General features: G+C 58.8%; 14 protein-coding genes. 7 read left to right on the forward strand and 7 right to left on the reverse strand.

Translation table 11 applies throughout. From position 1 onward, the window contains the following. Positions 1 to 266: 266 nt before the first annotated feature. Complete coding sequence (locus H6F59_RS21225) at positions 267 to 1,121, forward strand: manganese catalase family protein (RefSeq protein WP_190519164.1); 855 nt, start codon at positions 267 to 269, stop codon at positions 1,119 to 1,121. Positions 1,122 to 1,553: 432 nt separating this feature from the next. Here H6F59_RS21225 and rpiA read toward each other — a convergent pair whose 3' ends face one another. Further along, positions 1,554 to 2,261 carry a ribose-5-phosphate isomerase RpiA gene (gene rpiA / locus H6F59_RS21230; protein ID WP_190519168.1) on the reverse strand — a complete coding sequence of 236 codons (708 nt, stop codon included), beginning with the start codon at positions 2,259 to 2,261 and terminating at the stop codon, positions 1,554 to 1,556. A 239-nt stretch (positions 2,262 to 2,500) separates the two neighbouring features. On the opposite strand from rpiA, the gene H6F59_RS21235 reads away from it, so the two are divergent. Further along, positions 2,501 to 3,442, forward strand: coding sequence for an alpha/beta fold hydrolase (locus H6F59_RS21235; RefSeq protein WP_190705241.1), 942 nt, complete (start codon positions 2,501 to 2,503; stop codon positions 3,440 to 3,442). A gap of 6 nt (positions 3,443 to 3,448) precedes the next feature. Here H6F59_RS21235 and H6F59_RS21240 read toward each other — a convergent pair whose 3' ends face one another. The 3 genes from H6F59_RS21240 to H6F59_RS21250 all read right to left on the reverse strand — a co-directional run bounded on the left by H6F59_RS21240 (position 3,449) and on the right by H6F59_RS21250 (position 7,556). Beyond that, on the reverse strand, positions 3,449 to 4,531 hold the full coding sequence (locus tag H6F59_RS21240) for a serine/threonine-protein kinase (protein ID WP_190705244.1): 1,083 nt from the start codon (positions 4,529 to 4,531) through the stop codon (positions 3,449 to 3,451). 467 nt (positions 4,532 to 4,998) lie between these two features. Further along, on the reverse strand, positions 4,999 to 6,720 hold the full coding sequence (locus H6F59_RS21245; RefSeq protein WP_190705247.1) for an ATP-binding protein: 1,722 nt from the start codon (positions 6,718 to 6,720) through the stop codon (positions 4,999 to 5,001). A 293-nt stretch (positions 6,721 to 7,013) separates the two neighbouring features. Continuing rightward, positions 7,014 to 7,556, reverse strand: a complete 543-nt coding sequence (locus tag H6F59_RS21250; RefSeq protein ID WP_242021615.1) for a hypothetical protein — start codon at positions 7,554 to 7,556, stop codon at positions 7,014 to 7,016. 499 nt (positions 7,557 to 8,055) lie between these two features. Here H6F59_RS21250 and H6F59_RS21255 point away from each other — a divergent pair, with 499 nt between their 5' ends. After that, entirely contained in the window at positions 8,056 to 8,676 is a 621-nt protein-coding gene (locus H6F59_RS21255) for a hypothetical protein (RefSeq protein ID WP_242021616.1), read from the forward strand. A gap of 34 nt (positions 8,677 to 8,710) precedes the next feature. Continuing rightward, positions 8,711 to 9,235: a hypothetical protein gene (locus H6F59_RS21260; protein WP_190705251.1), complete on the forward strand. Its 525-nt coding sequence runs from the start codon at positions 8,711 to 8,713 to the stop codon at positions 9,233 to 9,235. A gap of 13 nt (positions 9,236 to 9,248) precedes the next feature. Here H6F59_RS21260 and ppc read toward each other — a convergent pair whose 3' ends face one another. Then, the gene (ppc, locus tag H6F59_RS21265; RefSeq protein ID WP_190705253.1) at positions 9,249 to 12,362 is read right to left on the reverse strand and encodes a phosphoenolpyruvate carboxylase; all 3,114 of its coding nucleotides are present in this window, start codon (positions 12,360 to 12,362) and stop codon (positions 9,249 to 9,251) included. 179 nt (positions 12,363 to 12,541) lie between these two features. Next, the gene (locus H6F59_RS21270; RefSeq protein ID WP_190705256.1) at positions 12,542 to 12,775 is read right to left on the reverse strand and encodes a hypothetical protein; all 234 of its coding nucleotides are present in this window, start codon (positions 12,773 to 12,775) and stop codon (positions 12,542 to 12,544) included. A gap of 406 nt (positions 12,776 to 13,181) precedes the next feature. On the opposite strand from H6F59_RS21270, the gene H6F59_RS21275 reads away from it, so the two are divergent. From H6F59_RS21275 to H6F59_RS21285, 3 genes are all read left to right on the forward strand, one after another. Continuing rightward, entirely contained in the window at positions 13,182 to 16,364 is a 3,183-nt protein-coding gene (locus H6F59_RS21275; RefSeq protein WP_190705259.1) for a DUF1574 domain-containing protein, read from the forward strand. Beyond that, positions 16,361 to 17,842 carry an MBOAT family protein gene (locus tag H6F59_RS21280; protein ID WP_190705262.1) on the forward strand — a complete coding sequence of 494 codons (1,482 nt, stop codon included), beginning with the start codon at positions 16,361 to 16,363 and terminating at the stop codon, positions 17,840 to 17,842. Before H6F59_RS21275 ends, H6F59_RS21280 begins: the two co-directional genes overlap by 4 nt. Positions 17,843 to 17,952: 110 nt before the next feature. Continuing rightward, complete coding sequence (locus tag H6F59_RS21285) at positions 17,953 to 18,516, forward strand: GNAT family N-acetyltransferase (RefSeq protein WP_190705265.1); 564 nt, start codon at positions 17,953 to 17,955, stop codon at positions 18,514 to 18,516. A gap of 160 nt (positions 18,517 to 18,676) precedes the next feature. Here H6F59_RS21285 and H6F59_RS21290 read toward each other — a convergent pair whose 3' ends face one another. Then, positions 18,677 to 20,413: a pseudouridine synthase gene (locus H6F59_RS21290; protein ID WP_313887280.1), complete on the reverse strand. Its 1,737-nt coding sequence runs from the start codon at positions 20,411 to 20,413 to the stop codon at positions 18,677 to 18,679. Positions 20,414 to 20,518: the final 105 nt, after the last annotated feature.

Consider the following 20,518-nt stretch of genomic DNA (forward strand, 5'->3'; position numbering starts at 1 on the left):
AGGGGTGAGAAGAAAGGAGGTTGTAGGAATGCTCAGCCCGTCGAACAACAATGTAACCACAGAGACTAAAGCGTTCTACTAATTTAGCAGGAGGAGCAGATAGACCTTTAGCACGAGCCTCTCTACAGCTATGGGGGCAGATTGATCAAGAGTGCGTTTTAATGACCCCTTTGAGAGATAAGAAACCATTTTCATTTCGCAACCATGTGTGCAGTAGAGGAGCAAACTTCTAATGCTCTTTCCAATGCTGTTCACCAAAAAGATTCATGTTTTACCACAAGAAGCGCTTGCAATATTTCACTAAGCCTGAAAAGCCCGATCCGGTTTATGCAAAACAGCTACAAGAGTTGATTGGCGGGCCTTTCGGTGAAATGTCTGTGATGATGCAGTACCTATTTCAAGGCTGGAACTGCCGAGGTCCTGCAAAATACAAAGACATGATGCTCGACATTGGCACCGAGGAAATTGGCCACGTTGAGATGTTGGCCAATATGATTGCTCATTTGGTTGACAAAGCCCCTGCGGATGTTCAAGAAAAATCCGCTTTGGACCCCATTGTAGAAGGGGTAATGGGCGGCATGAAAACTGAAGATATCATCATGTCTAGCATGAACCCCAAACATGCCATCGTAGCTGGCGGTGGTGCGCTGCCCGCCGACAGCACAGGCTATCCCTGGAACGGTAACTACATCGTGGCCTCGGGCAACCTGATGGCTGACTTTTACTCCAACGTGCAGGCTGAAGCTCAGGGCCGTCTCCAGGCCGTGCGCCTGTACGAAATGTCTACCGACCCCGGCGTCAAAGACACCTTGAGCTACATGATTGCTCGCGATACTATGCACCAAAATCAGTGGCTGGCAGCGATCGAAGAACTCAAGGCCGATGGCTTAGAAGACGTGCCGGTGCCCAGCCGATTCTCGCGATCGCAGGAGAAACAGGACGTCTCTTACCAGTTCTGGAATCTGTCAGAAGGCACCGAAAGCGAGCAGGGGCGTTGGGCCAAAGGTCCTAGCCCTGATGGCAAAGGTGAGTTTGAGTATCTGGAAAATCCAGAACCTCAAGGTCCTGAGGGTGAGGCTCCGATTCCCAACCCCAAACTTTACTCCACTCCTAAGAAGTAGAGTTTCTTGACGCTCAAGCGTAAGTGTTGCTAGACGTTGCACCCTGCGGCGCGCCGACGCGCCGCAGGGTGCAACTGTGCTGTTAGATTCTGCATTGCCTCAATCGAATCTGTCTGCAAAATGCCTAGGAACCCAAGGTGAGGTTCGAGGTGGTGGGCACGCCGTTTTTGGAACAGTTCTGTGCGATCGCTATGTCCGGGAGTAGCCCCTATTGCACCCCAGTCAATCAGACCATTCTGACCCTGCACATGGAACGACACCTATCGCAGGTGGTTTAACGTGAGGAATGCTAAGCCACTGCTGCTCAAACTCTGTGGACGTTGGCAGCGAGCTTTTAGGGTTGATCATTTGCTCTTAAGTTTAGGATGCTGGGCGATCGCCCAGCATCCTAAACCTCATTCGGAACCCGCAAGCAGAAGCCCTAGGTTCGCTTTACAGCTTGCGAACGCTAGCCTGGCCGTCTTTGACTTCGCCTACCAACACTTCGGTGGCTACGCCCACAAAAAGGCCGTTGTCGAGCACTCCGGGGATATTATTGATGGTCTTTTCTAAGCCCGCAGGGTCGTCGATCGCATCAAATTTCACGTCTAAAATCATGTTGCCCTGGTCGGTGATGACGGGACCGTCTTTTTTAATGCCCATGCGCAAGTCGGGCTTGCCGCCGAGGGCTTCCAACGCCTTGGAAACCGGGGTAACGGCCAACGGCATGACTTCCACGGGCAAAGCGAAGGTTGTGCCCAGTTTATCCACCAGCTTCGAGCTATCGACAACGACGATAAATTCTTTGGCAAGGGAATCGACGATTTTCTCGCGGGTGTGGGCAGCGCCACCTCCCTTCACCAAGTTCATTTGAGGGTCAACTTCGTCGGCTCCATCAATAGCCAAAGCAATCTCGTCGCCTTCGTCAAGCGTGGTGAGGGGAATGCCGTACTGCTTGGCCAGCACTGACGCTTGAAAGGAGGTGGGCACGCCCTTGATGTTGCTGATTTCGCCGCTAGCTAGCCGCTCGCCAATGAACTGGATGGCATACGCGGTAGTCGACCCAGTACCTAGGCCTACCACCGTGTTTGACTGCACCCGCGCCGCCGCCTGGCGACCCACTTCCTGCTTCATCAACTTGACAGGATCCATCTCGGTCATGGCTCTAGTTCCTCTTGCAAATCACTGCGTTTTCGGGATCTAGCATGACCTAAAGCGGGGCGGCTGCATAGGGAGGGGTAAGGGGTGGGTGAGTAGATGGGTGGATGGGTGGGGGATGTTTCAATTTGTTGGGATTCTTGATGCTGGGAAGGGGGGTGATCCGCTTTGAAGTAGGAGCCTCTGACTCGCTAACATCGTAGAGTGGGTAGTGCCCACCATCCTCAACTGGGCTTTGTGCCGTGCCTCAACCTCCAACGTTACTCAGCAGTTTATCTTCTGGCCTCAGCGAGGCGGGCTATCAGCGCTTTTGGCACTGGCGGGGCTGGCGCATTCGCTACTGGTTTCACCCTGGGCCAGGGGATGCAGCGGTTCCGCCAGTGCTGCTGATTCACGGGTTTGGGGCCAACCTTAACCAGTGGCGGCACAACTTGCCGGCCTTGAGTCGGGTGGCTCCGGTGTATGCCATTGACCTGCTAGGTTTCGGCGATTCTGAGAAGGCGGCAACGCTCTACGGCGCAGAGCTGTGGGCGGCGCAGGTGGCAGATTTCATTCGTCAGGTAATTGGTCAGCCAGTAGCACTGTTGGGCCATTCCCTCGGGGCTTTAGTGGCGCTAACGGCTGCCCACAACCACCCTGATTGGGTGAAGCAGCTGGCGCTGATTACTCTGCCGTTGGAGGCCAACCGCGAGGATCTGGTGGCGGGCTGGGTGGCGGCTTTGGCGCTGCGAGTCGAGAGTTGGGTGGCCAACCCGCTGCTGATGCGATCGCTCTTTGCCCTGGTGCGTCGTCCCAGCATTTTGCGGCGAGCGCTGGCGGGCATCTACACAGTGGCTGAACGGGTAGACGATGACCTAGTGAATTTATTTGCGCTGCCCCCCAACGATCGCGGTGCGGCCCGAACGCTTTGTTATCTGGTGCGATCGCGCACCAATTCCAGCTTTAGCCCCTCAGTCAAAGACATGGTCGCCACGCTGCCGGTACCCACACTGCTGCTCTGGGGCGACCAAGACCGTGTCATCCCTGTAGCGCTGGCCGCAGGGTTAACGGCCCTAAACCCGCAGCTTTCCCTAGAGGTGGTGCCCGATGGTGGCCACTGCCTCTATGACGAATCTGACGTTGACTTCAACGCTCGCATACAGGTATGGCTGCAGGGAGCAAGCCTATCTTTGCAGCAGTCCTAAGGTTGCCTAGGGCCGCGACACCGGCCCTGCAGAACGCCCCTGCTCTTGGGGCAGCGCTCGCTTTTTGCGCCACTTGCGAATCGCCTGGGCCTCCCGCTGAATGGGGGTCAAATAGGCATCGCTGGGTAGATCAGCAGACTGATCGCCAAATTCGTCGGGCGGGTGCTGACGCGTATTCATGCAGCCGGCCAGCACGTCGAGGTGGGGCTCTAGCTCCAGGGCGCGCTCCAGCTCGTCGATGGTGGTGTAGCGGTCCTGGGAGTCGGGCAGCAGCATGCGATCGAGCACCATGGTCAGGTGGGGGCTGACGGTGACCGTGTGGTGCCAGCGAATCACCCCGCTGTGGGGGTCTTGGTCAAACTCGATGGGGGTGCGGGCGGTGAGCAGATATAGGCAGGTCATGCCCAGGGCGTAGACGTCGCTGGCGTAGCAAGGGCGCAGGGCTAGCTGCTCGGGCGGGGCAAAGCCAGGGGTGCCGACAAACTGGGTGGCCGGAGCCTGCATCGAGCCTTGCTCCTCCACGTCGGACAGGAACTCGCGCACGGCCCCAAAGTCGATCAGCACCAGGCGGCGATCGCGCTCACTGCGAATAATATTGGGGGGCTTAATGTCGCGGTGAATGATGCGATTGCGGTGAATGAACTTCACCACCGGAATAATTTCACGCAGAAAATATTTGACCTGGGCCTCGGTTAACCGCCCGGCACGACGCACCTCTTGGGCCAGGGTTTCGCCATGCACGTACTCCTGCACCAGGTAAAATTCGCCCCCAGTGGTGAAGTAGTCAAGCAGCTGCGGAATCTGCGAATGGCTGCCAAGATTAGCCAAGGCCCGAGCCTCGCGGCGAAACCGTACCTTGGCGCGCTCTAGGGATAGCTCACTGCCCGCTTTGGGGCAAAGTTGCTTAATCACGCAGTAGGGTTCCCCGGGCAGGGTGGCGTTTTGAGCTAAATAGGTAACACCAAAACCGCCCTGGCCCAGCTTCTTCAGCACGCGGTAGCGATCGCGAAACAGCCGGTGCGACTGGTAATAGTGGCGAATTTCAGAATTGGCTGCCCGGTCGAGGGCTTGGCCCGGTGAATTGACCATATATGCTTGTCCTGGCCTCAAAAGAGGGGAAGATGCCTGTTTCCCGGTTCAATGATGAGCCAACCGGGCCGTAGCCCAATGGCAGCTAAAAATGCGCAGGAACACAAAACGCTAGTACATCCGGAGCTAACCGCAGTGCAGGGTTATCCACTACCTTACCAATTCTCCCAACAATACTTAGAAACTTAATAGTTGAGTGGCGGCAATACTACATTAGTAGCAACGATTGAAATTAGGGTATCACGACAGGCCAGCTCTACTCAGCTATAGGTCTCATCTCTATCCAAAGGTGGACTTTTCCTCCGGAAGGATTTGGCTCCTGTGTTGATCGGGCGATGCCGAGACTGTTTTTTCCGCATTGCCCCCTTAGGTAGCATGCCCCAAAGCGACCTCGTCGCAACGGTTAGAACCATTCCAGGGATCTGACCACAACGGATCCCCTCTCCTGCGTGGCCTCTAAAGTTTCATTAAAACCCCAGATCGGCACGGGCCATTTCTGAGGCTTTAAACACCACCTCGTCAGGCAGCTCTTCCCAGGCAGTGGCTCCTACTTGAGTATAAAAAGTGCTGTCGTAGGGACGGGTGCGCACCACCACGGGCATGGGCACGGCATGGCCCAGTACCAGGGCCTGCTGCTTGGAGTCGAGCTTGGCCAGCACCGATCGCAAACTCTGCCCCCCCGACACACCGGTAAAGATAGCGTCAATATCTTTCTCGTCGTTGAGTAGGGCGGTGATGCGGGTGCCAATTTGCGACATCACCTCATTGTCAATGCCCGAGGGCCGTTGATCAACTACCAGCAGGGTGACAAAATATTTGCGCATTTCTCGGGCAATGGTGCCAAAGATGGTCTGCCGCGCTGTGGCTGGGTCGAGAAAGCGGTGGGCCTCTTCGATGGTGATCATCAGCTGACGGGGCCTGTCCACCACGTTCTTGGTCTGCAAGAAGCGATCGGCCTTTTTGACGTAGCTGGCGTGGATGCGCCGGGCAATTACGTTGGTGGCCAACATGTAAGCCAGCATGTTCGACTGGGAGCCAAACTCCACCACCACATGCTTGCCCTCGTCGATGGCTGCGAGAATCTGGGTGATGTAGTTGGTGCCGCTGGCCGCCTTCATATATTTAATGTCGGCCAGTCGGGTGAGCTTGCGCTGCAGCGCCATGATTGATGACTTGCTGCCCATCTTGGTCTCGCAGAATTCCTGGATCTCCTCGTTGGTCATGGTTAGCAGGCGATTGATCCAGGCCTTGCCAAACTCGTTGCGCAGAATGATGGCGTTTTCCAGGCTGGCCTCCGATAGATTCAGCTCGCCCCGCACCAGATTCAGGTCTTCCACATCGATCTGGTCAAAGCTGATGTATAGCTCCTGGGCATCGCGCACGCCGCGTCGCTGGGTAGCCTCGGGGTCGAGGGTAAACATCTGCACCTGACCAGGAAACAGCTGCCTCAGCCCCTTGACGGTGCTAAACTGCTTGCCCTCGCTAACGGCCTCCCAGCCGTACTCGGAGTGCATGTCAAAGATCAAATTGACTGCCGCCTGGCGTTGAATAATGCCCGCCAGCAGCAGCCGGGTGAGAAACGATTTGCCCGTACCCGACTTACCAAAAATGCCGTTGCTGCGCTCCACAAAGCGATCGAGATCCAGACAGACTGGCACCTCCATGTCGATGGGTTGACCGATCGCAAAGTTCCGCCGATGGGGGTCATCTTCCCAACCAAAGATGATGCGAAAGTCGCGATCGCTGGCGTCATACACTTGACTAAAGTGGGCCGGAATCGTCTTCACTGGCAGCAATTCCACGTCAGCGCTACTCTGCACTTCCATCGATCCGTAGCTGCTGTCAGCCCCTTTTTTCTTCGCCTTTCCCTTGCTCCCTACTCCCTCACTCTCCTGCTGCGTAAACATCAGCATCGGCGTCAGGTTGATCGTGCCGTAGGTGCCCGTCCCGGCCAGCACCTCCTGCAAAAACAGGTTCGACGGCTCTGGCGGATGGGCCAAAATGCGCTGGCTGCCGGTGCCTAAGGTGACGTCGGTGAGCATGCAGAAAAACTGCGATCGCTGCCCCTGCACCACCAGAAACTTGCCCACCCGCATGTCTTCTACCGAAATATCGGGGTGCAGGCGCACCTCTAGCCCCTGGCTCAGCGAACCCTGGATGACCGACCCCAGCGGCTGACTCATCCCCATCAGGCAGTCCTCGTACGTATTGTGTTGCCCCTAAGGGCTTAGAGTGGAGCGCCAGCGGCACACAACATGCCTTGGAGTTGGGTTCCACTTTGTTTCACCCAACCTACGCAGCCCTTCAGTTTTCTTTTGACGGCGCTTTCGCCTCGTCAACTCCGCCAATTCTAATACACTTGTCCTGGTTGGCTCAACTTTGATCAAAAATGTCCCGGGCTACCGAGTTCGATAGCTCAGGACAAAATCGTAACCAAGACATTGGCAAGTTCAAAGAGTAGAGTTAAAACCAAATCAAGCCGCTAAAACTGGATGCCGACGCCGCCCTGCACCGAGATAGCCATATTGTTACCTTGGCGGTAGGCATCGAAGGCAAAAATAGCGTTGCCAAAGGCGACTAAGTTGCTATTGGGAAACAGATGGTCAATTCCCGGCTGAACGACAAAAGCTGTCTTGTCACCCACAATAGAGGGGTCGTCGCCACCGCCGCCGACAAACGAGGCCCCGGCTCCCACATACACATCGGTATTCCAGCTCAGCGGCACGTCGTAGGAAACAGTGGGCACGAACGCAAAGTCACCGCCAAAAACAAAGCCCTGAGCCCGCAGCGAAACCGGATACTGCAACAGGCGATAGCGGCCCGAGATCACACCCTGTACACCGCCGCCCTGGCCGGTAGCTGCGTCGCTGGTTAAGCCTATGCCGGCCCCAATGCCGACATAGCTACCGTAGGCTACCTGGGCCTCGGCGGCCTCTGGAGCGATCGCCGCACCCGTAGCGGTAGCGGCCACTGCTAGCAGAGCAGCCCCTGCCGTACGCCCCATCCAACGCCCTAAGCTTTTCATGGAGTTACTCCTCAACCCTTCAAACGATTGTGTGTTGGCTGACTGTGCGGGCTTACCGATGCCGACCCGAACCCATGGCTGTAGGGCGATTTTGGCCCTTATACCCTTAGTCTGCCGATAAGCTTACTGCATGGTTCAGATTTCGACACACCGAATTTTCCCAGTCGGTAAGATTGTTGAGAAATCCGAGGCAGGGGCAGAGGTCTCGCTAGAGAAGCAGCACATCGACGAAAAAGGCGTGTCCATCTACCGCAAATGGCGTGTCTAAGCACCAAGTCTATATAGCTTAAGTGAAGGAACCAACGGGAGGACTCAGACTCAATGGCAGACGGGTATTCTGAGGTTAACTAGCTGACAACTAACACTGCGATCGCTGTGATGAACGATTCCAAAGCCCTCTTTGACTACTGGCACAGCAAAGTACGCCTCAAAAATCTGAGCATTGTCTCTTCCCCTGGCCACGTTGAGACCCATCGCCTGCGCCACGATTGCACCAACTATGATCAACCTCCGCGCCAGCCGCGAAGTCGCGCTGCTAGACGAGCTAGAACGCAGTCAGGTCATTGCCGTCATCAAATACCAGTGCACAGCCCAAGTGCTTCAACGGCGGGCAGGCTTTCTCAACAGCCATATTGCAGAACTTCAGAGCGAAGTTCAAGATCTCGCCCATACCAAGGGCAAGTTTCAAAAGATTATCCAAGCGCTGCAGGAAATCATCTTTGGTAAGGATCAAGATATTCAGGCGCTGCAAAACCGCATCTCTATTCTGGAGACAGAAAACGAGACCTTAAGAGCCGAAACAGAGCAGGCCAAAGCGTATAGCGAGCTTCTCCAAGAGTTTGAAACCCTCAAGAAAGAATTTGAGAAAGTCGCTAAGCGCAAGCAGGAACTTGCCAAAAACAATCAGAGTCTTGGCGGTCGAGTAAGCCATACTAACCGCTTCCGGAACGAGCGCGACGCAGCGCGGGCAGCGGCAGAAGAGCTGCGCCAAAAGCTAGCTCAGGTTACAGACCATAACCAGCACCTCCACAGCGAAAACGAGGCGCTAAAGTCAGAACTATCTCAGCTCCGTCAGCAGACCAAGCTAGGCATTGTAGAAATTCGCCGCAATGGGAATTAATGATTTAAAGGCTAGAGCCTATGAGTTAGCCGGTGTGACTACTACCCGGCAGCTCAAAGCTAAATACGCGGCGATTGCTCAACTCAACCTCCGCCTTAAAGCCTCCTGGCAAGAGGCGAGCGCCGTTCTACAGACGAACCCAGTCAGCGATAGCACCCCAGCCAAAACCATCGCCGAGTTAAGAGCTGAGGTTTATACGCTGGCCCAGGTCTCCACAACTCAGCAGCTCAAAACTAAGTACGAGCATTTAAGAGCACTTAACTTCAGCTTCAAAACGTCCTGGGAAAAGGCTCTCACCCTCTTGAGTGCCAACCAACAGGACTTTCGAGCCTGGCTGGCCAACCCGCCCGAAGAGTACAAGGCCCTATTTGCCGAAATTGAAACAGTTTCCGATAGCTTTAACTCCAAGCTAGAGAAGGTCAAACAGTTGGGGCAAGAAGCTCGGGCGATGGCCATCAGCCTTGAACAGCTAGCCGAGGAATCCCAAGAGGAAGCAGAACAGCTGCGGCAAGAGGCCGAAACTGCCCACCAGATTGCTCAGCAGGCGAATCTCAACTAGCTGAAACCCGTAATCAGCCGGTATTGCGCATCCCTGCTGCGATGCCGTTGATGGTAAGCAGTGCGCCGCGCAGCAACTCGCCTTGGCTGTAGCGCGATCGAATCACCCCCGTCGCCGCCTGGTCTTTGTACTGGCGCAGGCGCTTCAACAGGGCCACCTGCAAAAAGCCCAGAGGCACGATGGTGCCGTTGCGCAGGTAGACCGATCGCTGCAAATCGGGGTCACCATCGAGCAGCCGCTCGCAGTCGGTAATTCGCAGCACCATGTCACGGGTCAAGTAAAACTCTTGAGAAATGGTGCTAAACAGATCCAAAAACCGCTCTTTGTCTTCGGGGGTGGTGAGTTCGCGCACGTAGTGCTCAGCAATTTGCAGATCGACCTTAGCCAGAGTCATCTCCACCTTGGAGATCACCATCTTGAAGAAAGGCCACTTGCTGTAGAAGTAGCGCAGCACCTTGAGGTGTTCTTCAGGCGCTTCGTCCACAAACTCTTGCAAAGCCGTGCCCACCCCGTACCAGGAGGGCAGCAAAAACCGGGCCTGGGTCCAGCTAAACACCCAGGGAATCGCCCGCAGACTACCGAGGTCTTTCTTACCTCCCCGGCGCGAGGGGCGCGAGCTGATCTGGAGCTGGCTAATTTCCTGAATGGGAGTGACTTGGTGGAAGAAGTTGACCAGATCGGGCTGTTCGTAGATCAGCTGACGGTAGTGGCTGCGGGAGCGAGTGGCCAGCTCCTCCATGGTCTCGTTCCAGGGCTGAATGTCGTCGACACTGTTACTCAGCAGGCTGGCCTGAATGACGGCAGTGGTCACCGTCTCCAGGTTGTAGAGAGCCAGGTCAGAGAGGTTGTACTTAGAAGCCAGCACCTCTCCCTGCTCGGTGATTTTGATGCGGCCTTTGATGCTGCGGCCCGGCTGGGCCAAAATCGCCTCGTAGGCCGGGCCGCCGCCGCGCCCTACCGAGCCGCCGCGTCCGTGGAAGATCCGCAGGGAAACGCCGTAGCGATCGGCGGTGGTCTGAAGCGCCTGCTGAGCCTTGTGGATTTCCCAGTTGCTGCTGAGAAAGCCGGAGTCCTTGTTGCTGTCGGAGTAGCCCAGCATCACCTCTTGCAGGGGCACGGCTCGGGGCGTGGCCACGCTGCCGGGGCCTTCGTTGGCGGGCTGCTTGGCTTGGCCTTCTAGCAGGTTGCGATACAGGGGCAACTGAAACAGCTCCTCCATGACCGCTGGGGCGCGCTGGAGGTCTTCGACGGTCTCAAATAGGGGCACCGGCTGCAGGCTGCTCAGCTCGGCGCTGGGGTCGTAGAGACCCGCCTCCTTGGCCAACAGCAGCACCTCCAGCAGGTCGCTGACGGTGTGGCTCATGCTGATCACATAGCTGCCGCAGATGTCAGGGCCAAACTCCTGGTGGAGCTGGCGCACCATGTGCAGAGTAGCGATGGTCTCGCGGGTTTTGGCGGAGAAGGGCAGCTCGCGGGGGGTGAGGGGGCGGCGGGTGGTGAGTTCGCTGACCAGCCAGGCAATTTTGTCGGCCTCGGGCAGCTCGCTATAGGGCTGGGGCAAAACTTGCAGGTACTCGGCGATCTCGTCGAGGGCGTCGGAGTGGCGGGTGCTCTCTTGCCGCAGGTCAAGCTGGGCCAGGTTAAAACCAAAGATTTCGACCTGGCAGATCAGGGTGTTGAGGTCTTGGCAGTTGAGGCCGGTGGCTTCTAAGTTGCGCTGAATCAGCCGCAGCTCGGCTAGAAACTCGTGGCCATAGCGGTAGATGGGCAAGCCGCTGGGGTCGTTGGAGTGGTCGGCAAAGGGGTCACTTTGATAGAGGCGCTGGCTGCGATCGCAGGTGTTCTTGAGCCGCTGCTTGATATAGGCCAGCTTGAGGCGGTAGGGTTCTTGACGGTAGCGAATGGCCAGCTCGTCATAGATGTCGGCCATTTTGACCTGGTCTTGCTCCAGCGATTCGAGCAGCTCGGGCAAAACCTCGCTCCAGTGGAGGGAAAGGCTAAGCAACTCGACCAGGCGATCGATAGATGCCATGTACTTGTTGAGCACCAGGTTGCGCTGGTAGCAGGCGGTCTTCCAAGTGACCTCGGGGGTAACGGAGGGGTTGCCGTCGCGATCGGCCCCTACCCAGGAGCCAAACCGGCAAAAGCGGTGGCGGGGAGGGTCAAGTTCGGGGAAGGTGGTGGCGATCGCCCGCTCAAACCGCTGATATAGCTGGGGCAGGGCATCAAACAGCACCACGTTGAAGTAGTGCAGGGTATAGTCAACTTCGTCGAGCACCGAGGGCTTAAACTGGTGCAGCTCGTCGGTGCGCCACCAGAGGCGAATTTCTTCGGTGAGCTGTTCTTTGAGTTCCTCGATCTCCCAAGAGGAAGCCAGGCCTAGGGTTTGGGCGCTCTCTTCAGCCTGATCCATCTGGCGCAAAATACTGGCGATCCGCCGCTGCTTGTCACGGATAGTGTGGCGCACAATTTCGGTGGGGTGGGCGGTAAACACCAGCCGCACGTCAAGCTGATCGATCAAGTTTTGGATTACCTGGGGCGGCACGTTCAGCCGCTTGAGGGTAGGGAATAGCCAGTGGAAGGTACCTGCCTCTTTGCGGCTGCTGGGGGGGTCGGCAATGCTGCGGGTCAGCAGGTCAGCCTGGAAGAGGTTGCTCGACTCGCTGTCGCTGCTGCTATTGCCAAAAATCGATTGGCCGATGCGCTGAGCCAGCTCCGAGGTTTCGTAGGCGGCCCGGTACTGCTGCTGCTGATCGCGCTGCTCGTAGTGCTGTTCGACGATGTTAATCAGCTGAAAGTAGAGGGCAAAGGCCCGCGAAGCCCGAATGGCGTCTTCGAGGTCAAGAGCTTCGACCACGTCGACCACGGCTTTAACCCGAGCCTCAGCGGCGGTGGGGGCCTGCCCATCAGGGGAGCACATGCGCCGCAGCTGCTGGAGCAGTTTTAGGAGTTCAGGGCCACAGGCGTGCTCCAAGACGTTTTCCCACAGGTCTTCGACCACGCGCAGCCGGTGGCGCAGCAGCAAATCTTGCCACGAGGACTGATCATCCACCGCTGCGGGCAGGCTAGCCGGGTCAGTCTGAGCTGCGGGCCGGGCATCCCCGGAGGAGTGGAGCGTTGAACTCATGGGTATGACAGCAGAGAGAACGGGGATATCGCAAAGATTCTATAGGATTACCCTGACCGGAAGAAGTTTGTCCAGATGAACAAATTGAAATCGTTACAGCGTTATCAGCGCTTATCAAAGCTGTCAGATCCTTCTCTGGCAAAGGTTTTCGAGAAAGCAAAAACCCTGTCAAAACAGACCTAACTCTCCGATGCCGGGGTTGCGATATCGGGTGCACCTAGCGGCATTTTTAAGTTGGGCAAGCGATCGCCTGCGAAGAGCTGCTCGCTGACTAGACCCAGCTGGGTCAGCCCATCGGCCAGGGCACGGGTCACCAAAATACCGAGCAGCACCGGGGGCACCAACAGACCCACCGCCACCTCAGCAGACTGGCGGTTAACCGGGGCAGAATCAGAACGGCGCGACGAGGTCATAGGATAATCACAAGTTGGGGCACAAATGGAGGAAAATCTAGGGTCAAGGCCGCCGCTGAAAGCTCCGTTAGAGGGGTCTCGGGGAGCGATCGCCCAAGCGTACCGTCGGCGCAATTGATCACTAATATATTAGACAAGGGGCCTTACGCTTGACTAGGCAGCCTTGGCCAGGGCGTCCCTGTCATCCCCCCCATTGTTGAGCCAGGTTGTTGAGCAGGTAGGATGGGGCAAGTAGGATGGGGTCAATGGCTGAGCACCCCTGGGCTGACCCAGTTTTGAAATTGCCCCAAAAGAAATCGGCTGATTGGCGCTGGAGTTGGTATAAATTAAACCGACTGCGCCACGGCCAGGCGCTGTCTCACAATTCGGGAGTGTGGCCCTAGCCTAGCCGTTACCCTGACCCCCTATGCCTGTGTCTTTATCCAACCCCACCCTTAGCCCCAACTCACCAACAGCCACCGTGTTGGGCTGGCTGAAGCAGGCCATGGGGTTGCCCACGGCGGAGCTGCACATCAAGCTGCGGGGCAACATTCTCCACGTGCTCTGCGAGACCCCAGCGGCGCTAGATCAGTCGGCGGTGCTGCTCAAGCTGGTGCGATCGCTGATCGAAGGCGGCGACGACCTGGTGCGCCAGCACTACCCCCAGGTGTATCAGCTCTACGTCTACAGTCGGCTAGAGGGCAACCCTACCCCTGAATGGACGGCCCCCATCTATCTCAACCGGCTGGAGCGTCACCTGGCCCAGCTGGTGCTCGAAAACCAGGATGAGGCCGATATCAAGGCCACCCACTCGCTGCTGGAGAAATATAACCAGGGCCAGTCAGCCCGAGGGGTTGAGGGCGGCAGCGGGGCGATCGTACTGTCGAACCTGAGTCTGGCCCGCAAGGGCGATCCCGAGGCAATCGCCTGGTACCTGAGCGAGACCCTCAGCAGCCTTGACGTTGGGGTGTGGGTCAGCATTAAGGCCATACCCGGCACCGCCCACCTGCACCGGATGGCGATTCCCGTTGGGCTAGCGTCGCGGATCGCCGGCGATGATGGCGAAGCCACGGCAGACGACCCAGCGGGCACCGACACAACCATCTCTCGGCTGTGGATTCTCTGCGAGGCTACCTACAGCCCCGACCCCTCGCTGATTGCCCGCCCCACGGCAGAACGGCTACGGCAGCTTCAGCTCACCCAGTTTAAGGATGCGGTGCTGCTGCTCCAGGTGCGGGGCGAAACCAAGCCCGACTGGAGCCTGCGCATTGACCTCACCCCGCCCGAGGAAATGCTGCGGGAGTGGGGCCGCTGGGGCGATACCGATGCGATCGCCCGCCTGCTCTCGGCAGCGGTGGCCAGCTGGCACTTGGGCGTCACCGCCGAGTTGACCAACGGCACCCTGCACCTGATCTGCTCACCCCAGAGCGGCGACCACGATACCCAGCAGGCCGAGGGGCTAGCCGCCCAGGAGGCCGTGCTCGAAGCCCTGACGACACCCCTCAACGACCTCGCCCCCCAGGGCATTCCCCGGGCCGTGATCTACGGCCAAGCCGGGGCCAACGCTACCCCCGCCTGGGTGCAGTACCTCGACCTGCCCGCCGCCGAGCACAGTGCCCTAGCCGACACCCCCGAGTACCTAGGCCAGACCGGCGACCTGCCCGCGATCGCCTTCCTGCTCACCCGGCTGCTCAACCCCAGCCTCGACGACCGCCTGGCCACGGGCGGCCAGCGGGTGCAGCTGCTGCGCCGCGACGGGCTGCTGCACGTCATGGTCGATGGCCCGGTGGCCCCCCGCCGCCGTTTAGTGGCCCCGCCCATCAACGACTATTTGCACTCCCTCAGCCCCATGGGCATTGAAGGAGTGAGGATCTACGGCAGGCGATCGGGGCAGTCGCAGCCCGCCTGGACCTTCGGCCAAGATTTTTTGGCTCGCCGCCGCCTGGTGCCCGAGGCCACCCCAGAGTTCACCGCCTCTGACTCCTACGTCAACGAGCTGCTGGTGCGGCCCGACGGCCCCGTCACTGCCGCCGAAATTGAAGCCGAGTTAGAGGAGGACGTTGCCCTCAGCCAGTGGGTGCAAGACGTATTGGCCCAGGGCCGCCACCTGCTGCTGCGATCGCAGCTGCTGACCAGCGCTACCCCCGACCTGGGCGACGGTGTCGAGAGCCTAGACAACCTGGGCCGCTCCGACGGGTTCAAAATTGCTGTCGTGTGGGCCGCAGTAGGCGTCCTCGTCGCCCTTCAGGTGGATTGGCTGCTGGGGCAGATTATCACCCCGCCGAGCCAGCAGGCCAAGGCTGAAGACATTGCCCCCCCTCCAACCGAGGCTCCTCTAGCCAGCGACCCATTGGCGGAAGATCTGGCAGAGCTTGACTGGCCCGGTTCCCAAAGCAGCGACAACGGCTGGGGCGAAGGTGGCTTTACCAGCGATTCAAACGGCGATACCGCTGGGGCACAATCCCTCGACACCAGCCCTAGTCAGCCCATCGTCGCCATCAATGACCTGGTCGAGCAGGCGTCGTTCTCCAGCTTTAACAGCGACCAGATGAACGAGAAGCTAGCGCTTTACTACCAGCGCCTAGAGCAGTCTGGCCCTCCCGATGTGATGATCGTGGGTAGCTCCCGCGCCCTGCGGGGGGTTGACCCCGTGGCCCTGCGCCAGGAGCTAGCTACCATCGGCTACGACAATGTCAGCATCTTCAACTTCGGCATTAACGGGGCCACCGCCCAGGTGGTTGACCTGGTGATTCGCCAGGTGCTGGAGCCCGACCAGCTGCCCCAGCTAATTATTTGGGCCGACGGGGCGCGGGCCTTTAACAGCGGCCGAGTCGATGCCACCTATAACGCCATTGCGGCCTCCCCCGGCTACCGCGAGGTGGCCAACCGCCGCGCCGAAGAGCTGGAGGCCGTCGCCACCCCCGGCGACCCCACGACCCCGGGTAGCCCCGAAACTTCAACCGGGTCGTTGCCCAAGAGCTACGCCGCCATGGATGAGTGGCTCAGCGGTCGACTGGCCACGGTCTCGGCGGTGTATGCCGATCGCGATCGCCTCAAGGGTTGGTTTCAGCAGCAGCTGATGGTTGCCACCCCTACCCCCACCGGTTCCAGTGAAGAGGGCCTCGACGCCGCCATGCCCGAGGGCAGCACCATCGACTTCGATGGCTTTTTGGCCCTCTCGGTGCGGTTTAACCCGGCCACCTACTACCAAGATTTTGCTCGAGTTTCCGGTCGCTACGACGGCGACTACGACAGCTTTCGCCTAGAGGGCCAACAGGTGGAGGCCTTCGCCAATCTGCTCAGCTTTACCCAAGAGCAGGACATTCCCATCGTGTTCATCAATACCCCGCTCACCGATGAATACCTTGACGACTACCGGCGAGATGCTGAGGCCGAGTTCTTGCAGCACATGCTCAAGCTCTCCACCACCGAGACCGGGTTTCTCTTTCGCGACTTTGCCCAGCTCTGGCCCGATCGCTACGACTACTTCTCAGACCCCAGCCACCTGAACCGCTACGGCGCCTATCAGGTCTCTAGCCAGCTGGGGCAAGACCCGCTAATTGCCTGGCCCCGCCCCGCCACTCCCCCTGCTCCCCCCGCTCTACCATGACCCTGCCCTCCCTGGTCTACGCCCTGTTTTTGCTCAGCGTCGTCGGCGTGTTTTGGACGCTGGAATCGCTCCAGGCGCGGCTGTGGCTGCTGGTGGTGGCCAGCCTGATCTTCTACGCCTCGATTCAGGTGCAGTATCTGCTGCTGATGGTGGCGGTGCTGATCGTGACGTTTTTTGTTGGCAATGCGATCGCCGCCCCCCTCGACTGGCGCATTCCTAACCCCCGCTGGCAGCTAGCTGAACGGGGCTGGAACCAGCGGCGCACCCAGCTGCTGTGGCTGGGCGTAGGCATCAACGTGGCGCTGCTGCTGGGGTTTAAGTATGCCGAAGGACTGTTTCGCTGGCTGGGGATCGAGCTGGGCACCGCCCCGGACGATACTCTTACCCGCATCATCATGCCCCTGGGGCTGAGCTTCTTTGTCTTTGAGTGCATCGCCTACCTGGTAGACGTGTATCGGGGGTCGCCAGCGGCGCTCAACTTCTCTGACTTTGCCGCCTACAAGCTCTACTTCCCAAAGCTGATCTCTGGCCCCATCACCCGCTTTCACCCCTTTATCGACCAGGTTGAGCAGCAGAAGCCGCCGGGCCTCAACACCGCCGTCGAGGGGCTGTGGCTGATCGCCTATGGCGCAATGAAAAAGCTGCTGATTGCCGACCACATAGCCATTTTGGTCAACCTCAGCTTCGACAACCTGGAGCGGGCGGGCAGCGCCGACATCTGGCTGGCCACCTTTGCCTACGGCCTGCAGCTCTACCTCGACTTCAGCGCCTACGTCAATATTGCCCGCGGTAGCGCCCTGCTGATGGGCATTAACCTGCCCCAAAACTTCGACGCCCCCTACTTCACCACCAGCCTGGCCGACTTTTGGCGGCGCTGGCACATCACTCTGGGCGACTGGCTGCGCAACTACCTCTACTTTCCCCTGGGGGGGTCGCGGCGGGGGCTGGTGCGCACCTGCCTCAACCTGATGGCGGTGATGCTGATTGCGGGGGTCTGGCACGGCAACAACTGGGGCTTTTTAATCTGGGGCGGTCTGCATGGGGCGGGTCTGGTGATCCACCGGCTGAGCCTAGCCTGGGGCAAAGCGGTGCCCAAACTCAAGGCGTTTTGGGGCACGCTGCCGGGGACGGGGCTGGGCTGGCTGCTCACCCAGGGGCTGGTGTTCTTTAGCTGGCTATTCTTTCGGCTGCCCGAGCCCGATCGCTACACCCTGGCCCTACAGCGGCTCTGGGGCACCCCGTCAGATGCCCAGTTTAGTCAGCTGGTCTATCTAGAGTCGCTGGGCTTTACCTTTACGCAGCTGCTGCTGCTGCTCTGTGGTGTGGTGGGGCTGATGGCGGGGGCCTACGTGATCAAGCGGGGGCTAAAGCTAGAGCTGAGCTGGCCGGTGAAGCTGCTGCTGGTGCCGTTGTTTAGCGTGCTGGCCTGGCTGCTGGCTCCGGCGGAGACGTTGCCGTATATTTATTTCGACTTCTAGGCTGGCTGGGAGTAAAGAGTTGGAGGGTGGGAGAGTTGGAGGGTGAGAGGGTGGAGTTAACGCCACTTGCCAGAGGTTGAGGGAAGTCGGAACCGTCCTACCCAGAGGCAATGGATTTACCAGCTGAGCAACCAATTCTGTATACGTCGCGGTTGGTGCTGCGGCCGTTTGTGCTGGCGGATGTGGCGGCGGTGGTGGCGCTGGCGGGCGATCGCGCCGTGGCCGAGAATACTCTCTCTATCCCTCACCCCTATAGCGAAGCCGAGGCGGAGGAGTGGATTAACCAACGGCCAACGGCCTGGGCAAAGCAAAAAGCTATCAACTACGCCATTACGCTGCCTGACGACACTCTCTGCGGTTCGGTTGGGCTAGCTTTGTACCCGGTCTACAACATGGCCGAGCTGGGCTATTGGATCGGGCGGCCTTACTGGGGGCAGGGCTATGCCACGGAAGCTGGGGCCGCCGTGGTTGACTTTGGGTTTAGCGCCCTGGGGCTGAACCGCGTCAATGCTGTGTATTTTGGCGACAACCTCGCTTCAGGCCGGGTGATGGAAAAGTTGGGCATGGCAAAGGAGGGCTATCGGCGGCGGCAAACCCCGAAGTGGGGAGTGTATCGCGATGTGGCTCTCTGCGGTCTGCTGCGCGAAGACTGGGAAAAAGGCAGGCAACCATAGAACGGGCGTAGGGTCGAGTAATGGCCTGCATTGAGATTCACCAGGCTGATCATCGGTTTAAATTTAGGTTTTGCCAATGGGCTGGTTGGCGACAAGCGACTCCGTGTCTGGTAGGGCACTGCCCACCAGCAAATAAACTGTTTCCTAAAAGCTGCTTCAGCTAAAACGGCACAGCGGAGTTTAGGAGAATTGCATTCTGGCTGTGGGGATGCGTAAATTGCAGGGTTTGGGCGTGGAGGTGCAGGCGCTGCCCCGGTTCGCTGTGACCATAGAGGCGATCGCCCCAAATCGGCGCGTTCAACCCCTGAGAATGGGCGGCGTGGACGCGCAGCTGGTGAGTACGCCCCGTTAGCGGGTAAAAGGCGATTCGCGTTAGCTCTCCCTCGCGGTCCAGCACCTCAAACTTGGTTTGGCTGGGTTTGCCGTGCTGCCAATTCACCTGCTGCCGGGGCCGCTGCGTCGGGTCGCCCCACAGCGGCAAGTCAATGATCCCCGCCGATGCGGCAATATCCCCCACCACGATCGCCTGGTAGGTCTTCTGCACCTGGCGCTGCTCAAACTGCTGGCCGAGCAGGCGGTGAGTCTCGGCATCGAGCGCCAGCACCAGCACCCCAGAAGTGTCTTGGTCGAGCCGATGCACAGGCTGCAAAAACGCTCCCTCAGGCAAGGCCGATTCGCGAAGCGATCCCAAGGGGAATCGCAGGCGGGTGAGCACGCTGTCTTGGCGATCGCTGTAGCGCCCCGGTACCGACAACAGCCCCGCAGGCTTATCCACCGCGATTATCCACGGGTCTTGATATAGAACGGAAATCCCCAATTCTGGTTGGATGTCCCCAGTTTGCGCGAGTTGTAGGGGCGCAGCATGCTGCGCCCCTACGGGGATATCGCTTGATCCCAACACCTGAGCCGACAACCCCGACAACAGAAACCCCATAATCGGCTGGCAGCGATCGGCGCAGGCCCCGTGAAACTTTCCCGGTTGCTTGTCGCCCTGGGGTGGCCCCCACCAAAACTCGGCCATCGCCAGTGGCTCAAGGCCGAGCTGAGCCGCCGCGTGCAACAGCTTAGGAGCGCAGCAGTCGCCCGTGCCCGTAGGCAGATTGCCCTGCCCCACTAAATTCTGGATGGCCAGAGATTCGCCCGCAAAGTTGGTGAGGGTACAGGCGGCGTGCATCTCGGCCTGGAGCTGGCGGGAGAGATCTCGTCGCCGCTGCCTGAGAATGACGATTTCGGCATCGGCAGATTGAATGGTGGCTTCTAGAGGGGCAATGCGATCGCGCCACCGTTGCTTAAACTGCCGCAGCTCGGCCTTGTCGCCCCGACTCTCCTGCTCCAGAGCTGCTAGGGCTGCCGTGAGGGATTCTCCTGCTAGCGTGCAGACTAGGGTTTGGCGTTGGCGATCGCGGCAATGTTTGCGATCGCGGTGCCTTTGGTTGAGCTGGGTGCGATCGCGGGCCTGCTCTTCCTGCAACCGAGCGTAGGTCTCTCGCTCGGGCAACCGCTGCAACACCAGCAGCTGGTCTTTAATTGCCCCCAGCGCGTCGAGGGTGCGGGCCTCTTGCAGCGCCACCTGCGATCGCCCCGGTATCGGCGGCACCCAGCCGGGCACCCGCTCTTGCCCCTGCCACAGCCCCGAAAACGCTTTGAGCACCCCGGTTTGCCCCTCCGGCGATTGCACCACCAGCACCCCAAACATCTTGCCCTCAGACAAGTGGGCGTCGCCGAGCTGGGCCATGAGGGTTTGGGCGATCGCCCGAGCCATTGCTGTGCGGGGCAGTTGGTAGTGCTGCCCCGTGCGAGGACAATAGCCTTGGTAATAGTAGTCAGCCGCCTCTAGAGCAGACAGCCGCACCCCGTCTAAAAAGGCATCGAGCAAATGAAATGGTAGGTCAGACACGGCCAGAGAAGTCTCTAATCCTTCTGACTATAGAGCGCTTACGCAGGGCCATGATTTCCGTCGAAGTGAAGAGCAAGATCTATCTAAGAGGAGATTGGGGATCAA

Source organism: Nodosilinea sp. FACHB-141, from assembly GCF_014696135.1.
Lineage (GTDB): Bacteria > Cyanobacteriota > Cyanobacteriia > Phormidesmidales > Phormidesmidaceae > Nodosilinea.

Bases quoted from the DNA above. Each gene is read 5' to 3' on its own strand.
- H6F59_RS21255 (WP_242021616.1), top strand. From the start codon at position 8,056: ATGATCAACCTCCGCGCCAGCCGCGAAGTCGCGCTGCTAGACGAGCTA.
- H6F59_RS21245 (WP_190705247.1), bottom strand. From the start codon at position 6,720: ATGGGGATGAGTCAGCCGCTGGGGTCGGTCATCCAGGGTTCGCTGAGC.
- rpiA (WP_190519168.1), bottom strand. From the start codon at position 2,261: ATGACCGAGATGGATCCTGTCAAGTTGATGAAGCAGGAAGTGGGTCGC.
- H6F59_RS21280 (WP_190705262.1), top strand. From the start codon at position 16,361: ATGACCCTGCCCTCCCTGGTCTACGCCCTGTTTTTGCTCAGCGTCGTC.
- ppc (WP_190705253.1), bottom strand. From the start codon at position 12,362: ATGAGTTCAACGCTCCACTCCTCCGGGGATGCCCGGCCCGCAGCTCAG.
- H6F59_RS21250 (WP_242021615.1), bottom strand. From the start codon at position 7,556: ATGAAAAGCTTAGGGCGTTGGATGGGGCGTACGGCAGGGGCTGCTCTG.
- H6F59_RS21275 (WP_190705259.1), top strand. From the start codon at position 13,182: ATGCCTGTGTCTTTATCCAACCCCACCCTTAGCCCCAACTCACCAACA.
- H6F59_RS21270 (WP_190705256.1), bottom strand. From the start codon at position 12,775: ATGACCTCGTCGCGCCGTTCTGATTCTGCCCCGGTTAACCGCCAGTCT.
- H6F59_RS21285 (WP_190705265.1), top strand. From the start codon at position 17,953: ATGGATTTACCAGCTGAGCAACCAATTCTGTATACGTCGCGGTTGGTG.
- H6F59_RS21225 (WP_190519164.1), top strand. From the start codon at position 267: ATGTTTTACCACAAGAAGCGCTTGCAATATTTCACTAAGCCTGAAAAG.
- H6F59_RS21240 (WP_190705244.1), bottom strand. From the start codon at position 4,531: ATGGTCAATTCACCGGGCCAAGCCCTCGACCGGGCAGCCAATTCTGAA.